The 11,799-nt window shown below is 53.5% G+C and carries 11 protein-coding genes and 2 tRNA genes; 8 read left to right on the top strand and 5 right to left on the bottom strand.

Features of this window, described 5'->3' with window-relative positions; genetic code table 11:
• Window positions 1-81: 81 nt before the first annotated feature.
• A tRNA-Ser gene (locus D5398_RS00330) sits at window positions 82-171 on the bottom strand.
• A gap of 193 nt (window positions 172-364) precedes the next feature.
• Window positions 365-454, bottom strand: a tRNA-Ser gene (locus D5398_RS00325).
• 397 nt (window positions 455-851) lie between these two features.
• Between D5398_RS00325 and D5398_RS00320 the strand changes: the two genes are divergently transcribed.
• The 4 genes from D5398_RS00320 to D5398_RS00305 all read left to right on the top strand — a co-directional run bounded on the left by D5398_RS00320 (window position 852) and on the right by D5398_RS00305 (window position 4,851).
• Window positions 852-2,333 carry a peptide MFS transporter gene (locus D5398_RS00320; RefSeq protein ID WP_120505859.1) on the top strand — a complete coding sequence of 494 codons (1,482 nt, stop codon included), beginning with the start codon at window positions 852-854 and terminating at the stop codon, window positions 2,331-2,333.
• A 123-nt stretch (window positions 2,334-2,456) separates the two neighbouring features.
• Entirely contained in the window at window positions 2,457-3,398 is a 942-nt protein-coding gene (gene ghrA, locus D5398_RS00315) for a glyoxylate/hydroxypyruvate reductase GhrA (RefSeq protein WP_120505858.1), read from the top strand.
• A 67-nt stretch (window positions 3,399-3,465) separates the two neighbouring features.
• Entirely contained in the window at window positions 3,466-4,206 is a 741-nt protein-coding gene (locus tag D5398_RS00310) for a phosphatase (protein WP_120505857.1), read from the top strand.
• 60 nt (window positions 4,207-4,266) lie between these two features.
• Window positions 4,267-4,851, top strand: a complete 585-nt coding sequence (locus tag D5398_RS00305; protein WP_120505856.1) for a TorD/DmsD family molecular chaperone — start codon at window positions 4,267-4,269, stop codon at window positions 4,849-4,851.
• Window positions 4,852-4,927: 76 nt separating this feature from the next.
• Here D5398_RS00305 and D5398_RS00300 read toward each other — a convergent pair whose 3' ends face one another.
• The 3 genes from D5398_RS00300 to mdtH form a co-directional block, all read right to left on the bottom strand.
• On the bottom strand, window positions 4,928-5,491 hold the full coding sequence (locus D5398_RS00300) for a lipoprotein (RefSeq protein WP_120505855.1): 564 nt from the start codon (window positions 5,489-5,491) through the stop codon (window positions 4,928-4,930).
• Window positions 5,492-5,642: 151 nt separating this feature from the next.
• Window positions 5,643-6,290 carry a glutaredoxin 2 gene (grxB, locus tag D5398_RS00295; protein WP_120505854.1) on the bottom strand — a complete coding sequence of 216 codons (648 nt, stop codon included), beginning with the start codon at window positions 6,288-6,290 and terminating at the stop codon, window positions 5,643-5,645.
• Between the two features lie 166 nt (window positions 6,291-6,456).
• Window positions 6,457-7,662: a multidrug efflux MFS transporter MdtH gene (gene mdtH, locus D5398_RS00290; protein ID WP_120505853.1), complete on the bottom strand. Its 1,206-nt coding sequence runs from the start codon at window positions 7,660-7,662 to the stop codon at window positions 6,457-6,459.
• A gap of 212 nt (window positions 7,663-7,874) precedes the next feature.
• Here mdtH and rimJ point away from each other — a divergent pair, with 212 nt between their 5' ends.
• The 4 genes from rimJ (at window position 7,875) to murJ (ending at window position 11,792) form a co-directional block, all read left to right on the top strand.
• Entirely contained in the window at window positions 7,875-8,462 is a 588-nt protein-coding gene (gene rimJ / locus D5398_RS00285) for a ribosomal protein S5-alanine N-acetyltransferase (RefSeq protein ID WP_013575017.1), read from the top strand.
• A gap of 10 nt (window positions 8,463-8,472) precedes the next feature.
• The gene (locus D5398_RS00280) at window positions 8,473-9,126 is read left to right on the top strand and encodes a YceH family protein (RefSeq protein ID WP_120505852.1); all 654 of its coding nucleotides are present in this window, start codon (window positions 8,473-8,475) and stop codon (window positions 9,124-9,126) included.
• 12 nt (window positions 9,127-9,138) lie between these two features.
• Window positions 9,139-10,050 (top strand): Gfo/Idh/MocA family protein, encoded by a 912-nt coding sequence (locus tag D5398_RS00275; RefSeq protein WP_120505851.1) that lies wholly within the window; start codon window positions 9,139-9,141, stop codon window positions 10,048-10,050.
• 206 nt (window positions 10,051-10,256) lie between these two features.
• Entirely contained in the window at window positions 10,257-11,792 is a 1,536-nt protein-coding gene (murJ, locus tag D5398_RS00270; RefSeq protein ID WP_120505850.1) for a murein biosynthesis integral membrane protein MurJ, read from the top strand.
• The last annotated feature ends 7 nt before the right edge of the window (window positions 11,793-11,799 follow it).

The raw sequence follows: 11,799 nt of genomic DNA, 5'->3' as shown, positions 1-11,799 counted from the left end.
TTTATCGACAAAAACGGCTCAGGCATGAATCGAACCAAAAGAAAAGGGTCCTGATTTTCATCAGGACCCTTTTCTTTAATATGGCGGTGAGGGAGGGGTTCGAACCCTCGATACGATTACTCGTATACACACTTTCCAGGCGTGCTCCTTCAGCCACTCAGACACCTCACCGTGTTCGTTACAGCGCTTGCGTTGCAACGGGGCGCTACTATAGGGAGGCGTCCATAAAGGGTCAAGAAATTTTTGGGCGTTTTGTGTCAGACGCTCAGAGTCTGTTCAGCGCGGATAATTCAGCGGGTGCCGGCTTTAAAACGCCCAAAACAAAAAAGGTCCTGATTTTCATCAGAACCTTTTTTGTTTAATGTGGTGGAGAGAGAGGGGTTCGAACCCTCGATACGATTGCTCATATACACACTTTCCAGGCGTGCTCCTTCAGCCACTCAGACACCTCTCCAGTCGTCCGCTGCACCGCAGTGCTGCTGACCGGCGCTAATGTAGGGAAAAGTCGCCTCAGCGTCAACCCTCTTTTTGCAGGTTCTGTGCCGTTTAGACAAACTTAGAGCAATTTGATGATTTAAAGAGCAAATAATGCCGTAAGGATGAGCAGCGAGTATCTGGTTGCAGAGTGTGATTAAAATTGCTTATCAAAATGAATAAGAAATTAGTGTTTCTGTATAAAAGCACAATTATCCCGCAAACGCTTTTTGTTGCGGCGAAATAGCAAGATATGTTGTGGTAATCATCTGTGGTAGCGGTATAACAATGCACTCTTAAAAAATGCTTCGCATAAGAACTGTACAAGTCAACGATTGAAGCAGAGTTTGTTTAACAGATAAGGACAGGGGCTATTCTTGAGTCAGTCAAATAACACGACCGCGTCGCAGCATCGGGCGGCAATTCCTGCCGGTGCAGGCACATTATTCTTCGTTCAGACATTTGCGACGCTCGGCTTCGCGGTGCTGTATTCCACGCTGGTGCTGTATGCCACCAAAAAACTTGGCTTCAGTGAAGATAATGCCAACGCCATCATGGGCGTTTTCGGCGCATTCAACTACGGGCTGCACATGTTCGGTGGCTATCTGGGCGGACGTTACCTCAGCAACCGTAATCTGTTCGTGCTCGGCATGGTGTTGCAGGTATTTGGCTGCGCACTGATTGCGATGGAAGGCGTGACCGGTCTTTACTGGGGGCTGGCGATGTTCCTGACCGGCAGCGGGCTGAATGTCACCTGCCTGAACATGATGCTGACGCAGCGCTTTGCACCGGACGATGACCGTCGCGAATCGGCGTTCCTGTGGAATTACGCCGGGATGAACCTCGGTTTCTTTATTGGTTTCGCGGTCGCTGGTTATTTCCAGCTGAGCGAAAACTACCGCGCACTGTTCCTGTTCGCCACGCTGGGCAATGTGGCGGCTATCGTTGTGACGCTTTCCCGCTGGTCGATTCTGGCCGACATCAGCACGCCGCTTAAAGAAGCCAGTCGCAGCCAGATGCTGCGTCGTATGGCGGCCGGTATTGCCATCCTGATTGTGCTGGTGCCGGTGATCCGTATGTTGCTGACCCATGCTGAATTCAGCAGTTACTTTGTGGTGGCGCTGGGTGTGGTGATTTTTGCGATGATGACACTGGTGACATTCCGTCACCGCAATGCCGACGAACGCCGTCGCATGAAAGCCTATCTGCTGCTGGCACTGGGCTCGCTGGTGTTCTGGATGCTGTATCAGCTGGCACCGATGGGGCTGATGCTGTTCTCCGAAAACAATATCAACCTGAATGTGTACGGTATCCGTGTGGCACCGCAATGGATCCAGAATATTAATACCATTGTGATTGTCATTGGCGGCCCGCTGATGGCGTTGTGGTTTAACCGTCTGCGTCAGCGTGGCTGGAACATTGATATTCCTGCTCAGTTTTCCGCATCCTTGTTCTGTATGGGGCTGGGTATGCTGGTTCTGCCGTTGGGTATTCATCTGGCGGGCGGCGACGGGCTGGTGGCGTTTAAATGGATTGCCATCAGCTATCTGCTGCAAAGTATCGGTGAACTGCTGATTTCCCCCATTGGTTACGCGATGATCGGCAAACTGGCTCCGCCGCGTTATCAGGGCGTGATGATGGGCTGCTGGATGATGGTCACCGGCGTGGCTTCGGTACTGGCGAGCTACATTTCTGGGCTGATGCCGCAAAATGCGGGCAGCACGCCGGTGCTGACCAATCCGGGATATAGCCAGGTCTTTAACGTACTGGGCTGGGGCTCTGTAGCGACGGGTGTCGTGCTGCTTATCCTTATTCCGCTGTTGCGCCGGATGATCCGCCGCGAGCCTGCTGTGGCCTGATTTTTGTCGTCACAGCTCGTCACTCAACGAGCCCCGTTCTGCGGGGCTTGTTCTTTTTTGCGTCACAGGCTTGCATCACGATGATATTCAGGGAAATCTGTCTGTTCACAGGAGGTTTCCCCGATGAACATTATTTTTTACCACCCTACATTTGATGCAAAGCCCTGGATTGACGGAATAACAAAAAGATTACCGCAGGCCAATATGCGCGTATGGAATGCCAATGATCATCAACCGGCGGATTACGCGCTGGTCTGGCGGCCGCCGTACGCCATGCTCGCGCCGCGCACGATGCTGAAAGGCATCTTCGCGCTGGGTGCGGGTGTTGATGCCATCCTCACGCAGGAACAGCGACAGCCCGGCACATTGCCTGCCGGAGTGCCGTTGCTGCGCCTGGAAGATACCGGCATGGCTTTGCAGATGCAGGAATATGCGCTGGCCAGCGTACTGCGTTATTTTCGCCGGATGGACGAATATCAGCTGTTCCAGCAACAAAAGCAGTGGCGTCCGCTTGCGCCGCATTCACGCAGTGAATTCACCGTCGGTATTCTCGGTGCAGGTGTACTTGGCAGCAGCGTGGCGCAGGCGCTGGTGGATTTGCATTTCAGTGTGCGCAGCTGGAGCCGCAGTGCCAAATCGCAGGAAGGCGTGCAAAGTTTCTATGGCGACGACCAGCTGTCGGCGTTTGCCAGCGGCTGCAAGGTGCTGATCAACTTGTTGCCAAATACGCCGCACACCGCCGGTATTCTCAATCATCAACTGTTCACAAATCTTTCGCATAATGCGTACCTGATTAACCTTGGCCGTGGCGGTCATCTGGTGGAAGGCGATTTGCTGCGTGCGCTCGACAGCGGTCAGATTGCCGCTGCCACGCTCGACGTCTTTGTTGAAGAACCGTTGCCGGGCATGCATCCGTTCTGGTCGCATCCGCGCGTGAGTATTACGCCGCACGTCGGTGCCGATACGCTGCCGGAAGAAGCGATGGACAGCATTGTCAGCAATATTCTGGCGATAGAAGCGGGGCGTGAACCTGCCGGACGTGTCGATCTCAGTCGGGGTTACTGACGTTCATCTGCTAACATTATCCATGCTGCGGTTATTTCGCCGCGGCAGAATATTTCAAGGAGACACCATGCCGTACCCGGTTGATTTACATATGCATACTGTTGCCAGCACGCATGCCTACAGCACGTTACATGATTACATTGATGAAGCAGCAGAAAAGGGCATCAAGCTGTTCGCCATCACCGATCATGGCCCTGACATGGCCGATGCGCCGCATTACTGGCACTTTATGAATATGCGGGTCTGGCCGCGTCTGGTGAACGGAATTGGCATCCTGCGCGGCATTGAATCGAACATCAAAAACATTAATGGTGATATCGATTGTACCGGTCCGATGCTTAAAGAAATCGACGTAATTATTGCCGGTTTCCACGAGCCGGTAATGCAACCCGTTGATAAAGAAACTCATACTGCTGCGGTCATTGCGGCGATGGCGGGCGGTGAAGTGCATATTATTTCTCACCCCGGCAATCCGAAATACCCGATTGATATTCAGGCCGTAGCGGCGGCTGCCGCGAAATATAACGTGGCGCTTGAGCTGAATAACTCCTCGTTCATTCATTCACGCGTAGGCAGCGAGCCCAATTGCCGCGCCATTGCGCTGGCAGTCAAGGAAGCCGGTGGCTGGCTGGCGCTGGGGTCTGATTCGCATATCGCCTATTCTCTGGGTGGCTTTGAGCACTGCGAGCGTATTCTGCGTGAAATTGATTTCCCGGAAGATCGTATTCTGAACGTCAGCCCGCGCCGTTTCCTTGATTTTCTCGAGGCACGTGGCCGCGCGCCCATTGCCGAATTAAGCGAACTGTGACATTGTCGCGACCAAATTGCGGGTGATTAACCCTTTTCATTGTCTGAGCAGGTTACTGTTATGAATGAATTTTCGATTGTCTGCCGCGTGCTGGGCACTTTGTTTTACCGCCAGCCGCAGGATCCGCTGCTGGTTCCGCTGTTTGGCCTGATTCAGGACGGGAAACTGCGCGAACACTGGCCACTGGAACAGGATGCATTGTTGGTTCGTTTGCAGGAAAGCGCTAACCCACAAGCGCTGGCTGCCGAGTTTAACCGTCTGTTTGTCGGCTCAGAATGCGCAGTTTCGCCATTTCGCAGTGATTATGTTGACGGCGCAAATGAGATGGACGTGCGCACATTCCTGCAACAGCGCGGTATGCCTTTGGGTGAAACGCCTGCTGACCATTTTGGCGGCATGTTGCTGGCGGCATCCTGGCTGGAAGATCAGTCGCAGGAAGATGAAGTCGGGGCGCAAATCACGTTATTCGATGAATTCCTGTTCCCGTGGTGTGGCAAGTTCCTCGGTAAAGTTGAAGCTCATGCCACCAGCGGTTTCTACCGCACGTTGTCTGAAATCAGCCGCGAAGCGTTGCAGGCGATGCGCGACGAACTGGAAGAGCAGCTGCCGCCGGAACTGGATGACGCCGAAGAAGACGACCAGTAATCCTGGGGTCAGAACGTAAAAAAGCCCGGCGGTGAGAAATCACGCCGGGCTTTTTCATTCTTATCCACTACTTAAGCTAGTCGGTAAACGGAATTACCAATTCGCCCGGTTTCACTTCTATGCCTTTCGCCAGTTTCTTAGCCATCGCCTCGCCTTTGCTGTGATCGCCATTGAGCACGTAAGCCGGACGCTGGTTGAAATAGGAATTCAGTGAATTGTTCAGATAAGGCATCAGGCCTTTCATCACGTTATCCATTTTTTCCGGCTTGATGGTGTAATCCACCACCTGCATATCACGCAGGAAAATGGCACCTTTCTCCCGATCATAGGTCGGATGAGCTTTCAGTGTCAGATGCATATCGGCTTTTTGCGGACCGAATAATGAGGAGATATCAACATGTGCGTCGCCGGTCAGGGTCACGACGCCTGGTTCTGCGCGGCCTATCTGGCTGCTGAGATTGGTCAGAACCAGTTTGGCATCAACTAACCCCGGAACGCCGAGTTGCTTCTCGAAGTTATTGTTTTTCTGCAGGTAATCGTTGACCTGTTGCTCGCTGATTGTGTATTGCGTCAGCTGGTTACAACCGGCCAGTAAACTGGCGCACATCAGTACTGCGGCACCCAGAAATCGCTTTGTCATTCTTCCCTCATTACGTAAATGCTATTTTGTCAGCATGACCGCTAAACGGCCAGGCTCCAATCAGACAACGCTGATTAGCCTAAGTGCCGGAGGAAGGGAAGAAAAGGGAAAATTGCCGGAAGCGCACTTCCGGCAGATAACGCTGACGAGCTTAACTTGCCAGGCGAGTGAAGAGATTGACTTGCGTCTGTTTCGCCATATTGTCGCGATAAGCCTGTACCCGCGATGGCCAGTCAATGCCTTGTACAATCGACAAGGAGCGCAACAACGGCCACAGATTAATATCATCTTCTGACAGCTCGCCGTTCACCGCATTCGGCTCAATGATCAGCTTGTCGAGCGCGCGCAAATCCTGACTGATTTTCTTCACTAAACCTTCTGAATGTTGCAGGTGTTCCGCAAAACTGCCGCTGGCTGCCTGTTTTTTATCAGAGAAATATTTTCGCGCTTCCGGCGTGGAGAATTCTTCCAGTGGGGCAGCGGCAAAACGAGGCAGTAGCAGACGTCCGGTATATTCAGAAACCTGACGCAACCACGCAGCGATCGACGCGTTCAGCGGGCCGGTCAGCAGCGGCTTCCCGTCACTTTTATCAATGTAATGCACGATATCCATGCTTTCAGGCATGAAACCGCCATCGGCTTTTTGCAGGATAGGCACCATCTTTTTGCCCACCATCGAAATCGGCGTTTTTTCGTCATCATTGAGCAGCACTTTGATCTCAACCGGGATGTTCTTCAGGCCGAAAATCATGCGTGCTTTCACGCAGAAAGGGCAATGTTCGTATACGTAAAGTCTCATAGTTCGTAGCTCCTGTTATCGCCGGCGGTGACCTGTAGGGTGCATGAAAACTGCCGGATGTAGGTTCGGATTTTATCTAACTATAAGATTCAGTATGGGTAATTTAGGGATGGAGATCAAACCGCGTTCCCGAGAACGCGGTCTGCATCAGAGGATTGAATGGAGATCAGCCGCCGCTGAGCATGGCCGGTTCGATGCGGCGCAAATTGAATTGCCAGTACAGGCCGGTCAGAGTAATAAAGCCGACGACGGCGAGCAGAAACCACGGTAACTGAGGCAGTTGCAGCGCACGGCCTGTGTCGTACATCCAGCCGCCGCCGGTGTAACCGATCACGCCGCCCAGTGCCAGTCCAAGACGGCTGAAGCCCATGTAACTGCCGCGTGCGCGGGCGTCCGCCAGTGATGCACTGAGCGTTTCACGCGCTGGTTCGGCAATAATTGAGCCGATATAAAAAAAGCCAATCAGCAGTAATAACGGATTGATTGAGGTGACCAGTCCTACCGGCAACAGGCTGAGCGTCATGATCAGCAATCCAAACATCAGTCGCTGCTCGAGGCGGAAACGTTTTTCGCTCCAGCGGGCAATCGGATATAAAAACGTTAAAGACAGTACGGCTTCGATGGCATACATCCATTTCACCGCTGACGGGCTGCCAGCGACATCATTGACCGCGATAGGCAGCATCAGCATGACCTGTACGGTCAGCATGTAATAGCCGGTGAGCGTCAGGACATAAGTCAGAAAACGACGGTCGCGCAGTACGCGCATCATGCCTTCACGCATCGGCGTGCGCAGGGTGGAAATACGGTAAGCGGGTAGTAGCCAGGCGTTGCAGGCCGCGGCCAGACAAAAAATAGCGGCCCCAGCCCAGCAGACATAATGAAAATCGTATTGCAGTAACCAGCTGCCAATCAGTGCGCCAATAACGGCACCGGCGCTGTCCTGCATCATCATCAGGGAGAAGAAGCGGCTGCGCTCATGCGGGCGGGTCAGTTTGATGACCAGCGCGGTACGCGGTGGATCAAATAAGGTACCGCCAAGGCCGGAGAGGATACACGAGCAGACTAATATCCAGGATTCATCAGCCATCGCCATGGTGGCAAAGCCAGCGGCACGCAATAGCATACCGGTGATAATCATCGGTTTTGCGCCAAACCGGTCAGCAATCGCTCCGCCAAAAATGCCCAATCCCTGTTGGGTAAGCTGGCGAACACCGAGCGCCAGACCTACAGCCATCGCCGCCCAGCCAAGTTGATCAACAAATCGGATTGAGATCAACGGAAAAACCACGAAAAAGCCTAAAATAACCAGCGCGTTGTCTAATAACAGAAAATACTTACCCAAGCTCCGAGCTTGTGATACCAGAGACATGCTTCACCATGAGCGATTATTTGTATCCTGTCCGGCAGATACTGAAAGGAGAAAAGACGCTTCCAGTCTGAACCGGAAACTGGCATTTAGATAGGGCGCTATTGATAATATTTTTTTATCGTCAAGCCGCGTTCTGACTGGCAGAATTAGCGATGATCTGTCGTTTCCTATAAATTCTATTTATCGACCCATGCGGGATGTGGAGGGAAGGGATGTTTGGCTACAAATCTGCCGTGCCAAAGGTGCGGCTTACCACTGACCGGATGGTTCTGCGCCTGGTTCATGACCGTGATGCGCACCGGCTGGCTGAATACTACGCCGAGAATCGTGCGTTTCTGAAACCCTGGGAGCCGGTCAGGGATGAAAGCCATTGTTATCCCTCCGGATGGCAGGCGCGTCTCGGCCTGATTACCGAGATGCAAAAACAGGGCAGTGCGTATTACTTTATTTTGCTCGACCCCGATGAGAACCGGGTGATGGGCGTGGCGAATTTTAGCAACGTGCTGCGTGGCTCTTTCCACGCCTGCTTCCTCGGGTATTCGCTCGGTCAGGAATGGCAGGGCAAAGGCCTGATGCAGGAAGCGTTGCAAACCCTCATCCGCTATATGCAACGCCAGCAAAAGATGCACCGCATCATGGCAAATTACATGCCGCACAACAAACGCAGTGGTCAGTTGCTGGAGCGTCTCGGATTTGAACGTGAAGGCTACGCGAAAGACTATTTGCTGATCGACGGCAAATGGCAGGATCACGTACTGACGGCGTTAACCTGGCAAGAATGGACACCCCCGTCCCGATAAGGAGAGCAGTATGAAACACGAACTCAGCGCACGGGAGGCCCGTGTTGTGGGCTGTATGCTTGAAAAGCAGCTCACCACGCCAGAACAATATCCGATGACCCTCAACGGCCTGACCACGGCCTGTAATCAGAAAACCAACCGCGAGCCGGTGATGGATCTGAGCGAAAGCGAGGTGCAGCAAACGCTGGATTTGCTGCTGCGCAAACACATCATCCGCACCCTGAGCGGCTCACGCACCATGAAATATGAGCATCGCTTCTGTAATTCTGAATTCGGTAATCTCAAATTTTCCCCGCAGGAGGTGGCGGTGGTCACCACGCTGTTGCTGCGCGGCGCACAGACGCCGGGTGAATTACGCACCCGTACTAACCGTCTGCATGATTTCTCTGACGTTGCCGAAGTGGAACAAACCCTGACTGAACTGACCAGCCGTGAAGACGGCCCGTTCTGCGTGCGTCTCGCCCGCGAGCCGGGCAAACGCGAAAGCCGCTATATGCATCTGTTCAGCGGTGAAGTCAGCGATGTCGCCAGTGCCGCTGAAGAACCCTTGTTCAGTGCCGCGCCGGAAAGTGCCGGTCTGGGAGCGCGTGTGGAAACGCTGGAAGCGGAAGTTGCTGAGCTGAAGCAGCGTCTGGAAAATCTTCTGCAACATCTGGCCGATTAAAAGGAGCAGGTTGTGAGTAAATTACGTATTGGTGTTATCGGGCTGGGCGGCATTGCGCAAAAGGCATATCTGCCCGTGTTGAGCCACGCTGAAAACTGGACTCTGGTGGGGGGATTCTCCCCTAATCAGCAAAAAGCGCAGGCTGTTTGTGACTCTTATCGCATGGCCTGTTTTTCACGTATCGATGAACTGGCCAGTCAGTGTGATGCCGTTTTCGTTCACAGCAGCACCGCCAGCCATTTCGAGGTGGTCGGGCAATTACTGGCGCAGGGCGTGCATGTGTATGTCGATAAACCGCTTGCGGCAGAGCTTGATCAGGCCGAACAGCTGGTAGAGCAGGCGCACAAAGCGGGTAAGGCGCTGATGGTCGGATTTAACCGCCGCTTCGCACCGCTCTATCGGCAGCTTAAGGAGAACATGCAGGATGCGGCTTCGCTGCGCATGGATAAACACCGCACCAACAGCGTCGGGCCAAATGATCTGCGTTTCACCCTGCTGGATGATTATCTGCATGTGGTCGATACCGCGCTGTGGCTGGCGGGCGGAAATGCCAGCCTTGAGAGCGGACTGATTCAGATTAACGACGCTGACCAGATGCTCTACGGCGAACACCATTTCCTGTGTGGCGAAACGCTGGTGACGACGTCGATGCATCGCCGGGCGGGGACGTCACGCGAAAGCGTGCAGGCAGTAACCGAAGACGCGGTGTATCAGCTGGACAATATGCAAATCTGGCGCGAAGAGCAGCAGGACATTCTGACGCAACTGCCGGTGCCGGGCTGGCAAAGCACGCTGGCGCAGCGCGGATTTGTCGGTGCCATAGAACACTTTGTCGAATGCGTGAATAATCAGACCGCACCGGAAACCAGCGGTGAGCAGGCGTTTTATGCGCAGGCGATGATCGAGAGAATTCTGAATTCTTAAATTGAGTTTTTAAAGGAAAAGCCGCGCGGGATAGTGCGGTTAACAATCTATAACAACATAAAACAACTGCCGGTGGCTATTGCATGGCGGATGCGTAGACTAAGCGCATCTTTGAGCCATGCTGGTTCATCACCCACGCCTGCTGATGCAGGCGTGGTCGTTTAACTGACTCATATAGCAGCTAACCGGTAAACAAGAAAAGCGACATGAATCTACTTAAATCTTTGGCAGCCGTCAGTTCCATGACGATGTTTTCACGTGTATTAGGCTTTGCCCGCGATGCTATTGTGGCACGCGTGTTTGGTGCCGGAATGGTCACCGACGCCTTTTTTGTGGCGTTTAAACTCCCCAATCTATTGCGACGTATTTTTGCTGAGGGCGCATTTTCTCAGGCCTTCGTGCCTATTCTGGCAGAGTACAAAACGCAGCAGGGTGAGGAAGCCACCCGCACCTTTATTGCTTACGTTTCCGGCTTACTGACGCTGGTTCTGGCGATTGTGACCGTACTCGGCATGATTGCGGCACCGTGGGTGATTTATATTACCGCGCCAGGTTTTGTCGATTCACCAGACAAATTTGCGCTTACCAGTTCGCTGCTACGTATCACGTTCCCGTATATCCTGCTGATTTCACTGGCATCCCTGGTCGGGGCGATACTCAATACCTGGAACCGTTTCTCGATACCGGCGTTTGCGCCGACCTTCCTGAACGTCAGCATGATCGGGTTTGCGCTGTTTGCTGCCCCGTATTTTCATCCGCCGGTTCTGGCTTTGGCCTGGGCGGTGGTCGCCGGTGGTGTGTTGCAACTCGGTTATCAGCTGCCGCATCTGAAGAAAATCGGCATGCTGGTGTTGCCACGTCTGAACCTGAAAGATGCCGGTGTATGGCGTGTGATGCGCCAGATGGGACCGGCTATTCTCGGCGTTTCCGTCAGCCAGATTTCCCTGATCATCAACACGATTTTCGCCTCTTTTCTGGTGTCCGGTTCTGTTTCGTGGATGTATTACGCTGACCGTCTGATGGAGTTTCCTTCCGGCGTGCTGGGCGTGGCGCTGGGCACCATCTTGCTGCCATCACTGGCGCGCAGTTTCTCCAGCGGTAATCACGGTGAATATAACCGCCTGATGGACTGGGGCTTGCGTCTGTGTTTCCTGCTGGCGCTGCCAAGTTCTGTGGCGCTGGGGATTCTGGCGAAACCGCTGACGGTTGCATTATTCCAGTACGGTAAATTCAGTGCGTTTGATGCTTCTATGACGCAGCGTGCGCTGGTTGCCTATTCCGTCGGGCTGATGGGGCTCATCGTGGTGAAAGTGCTGGCGCCGGGATTCTATTCCCGTCAGGACATCAAAACGCCGGTGAAAATCGCCATCATCACACTGCTCATGACGCAGGTGATGAACCTGGCCTTTATCGGGCCGCTTAAGCACGCGGGGCTTTCTCTGTCGATTGGTCTGGCGGCTTGTCTGAATGCTTCCTTACTCTACTGGCAACTGCGCAAGCAGGATATTTTCCAGCCGCAACCGGGCTGGAGAACGTTTCTGATCAAACTGTTTGTGGCGGTGATTGCAATGGCCGCGGCACTGCTGGGCATGATGTATTTGATGCCAGCCTGGGACGTAGGCGGAATGGCGTATCGTCTGGCGCGTCTTGCTGCGGTCGTCGCCGTGGGCGTGGTGGCTTACTTTGCGGTTCTCGGCCTGCTGGGATTCCGGGTAAAAGAATTCGCGAGACGTTTAGATTGATGATGTG

This window comes from Rahnella bruchi, assembly GCF_003614975.1.
In the GTDB taxonomy this organism is placed as follows: domain Bacteria; phylum Pseudomonadota; class Gammaproteobacteria; order Enterobacterales; family Enterobacteriaceae; genus Rahnella; species Rahnella bruchi.
The sequence above is the reverse complement of the archived record's forward strand: the minus strand, read 5'-3'. Positions and strand labels throughout refer to the sequence as shown.

Coding starts and splice junctions, on each gene's coding strand:
- mdtH (WP_120505853.1), bottom strand. CDS start 7,662: ATGTCTCTGGTATCACAAGCTCGGAGCTTGGGTAAGTATTTTCTGTTA.
- D5398_RS00305 (WP_120505856.1), top strand. CDS start 4,267: ATGAATGAATTTTCGATTGTCTGCCGCGTGCTGGGCACTTTGTTTTAC.
- grxB (WP_120505854.1), bottom strand. CDS start 6,290: ATGAGACTTTACGTATACGAACATTGCCCTTTCTGCGTGAAAGCACGC.
- D5398_RS00300 (WP_120505855.1), bottom strand. CDS start 5,491: ATGACAAAGCGATTTCTGGGTGCCGCAGTACTGATGTGCGCCAGTTTA.
- D5398_RS00280 (WP_120505852.1), top strand. CDS start 8,473: ATGAAACACGAACTCAGCGCACGGGAGGCCCGTGTTGTGGGCTGTATG.
- murJ (WP_120505850.1), top strand. CDS start 10,257: ATGAATCTACTTAAATCTTTGGCAGCCGTCAGTTCCATGACGATGTTT.
- ghrA (WP_120505858.1), top strand. CDS start 2,457: ATGAACATTATTTTTTACCACCCTACATTTGATGCAAAGCCCTGGATT.
- rimJ (WP_013575017.1), top strand. CDS start 7,875: ATGTTTGGCTACAAATCTGCCGTGCCAAAGGTGCGGCTTACCACTGAC.
- D5398_RS00310 (WP_120505857.1), top strand. CDS start 3,466: ATGCCGTACCCGGTTGATTTACATATGCATACTGTTGCCAGCACGCAT.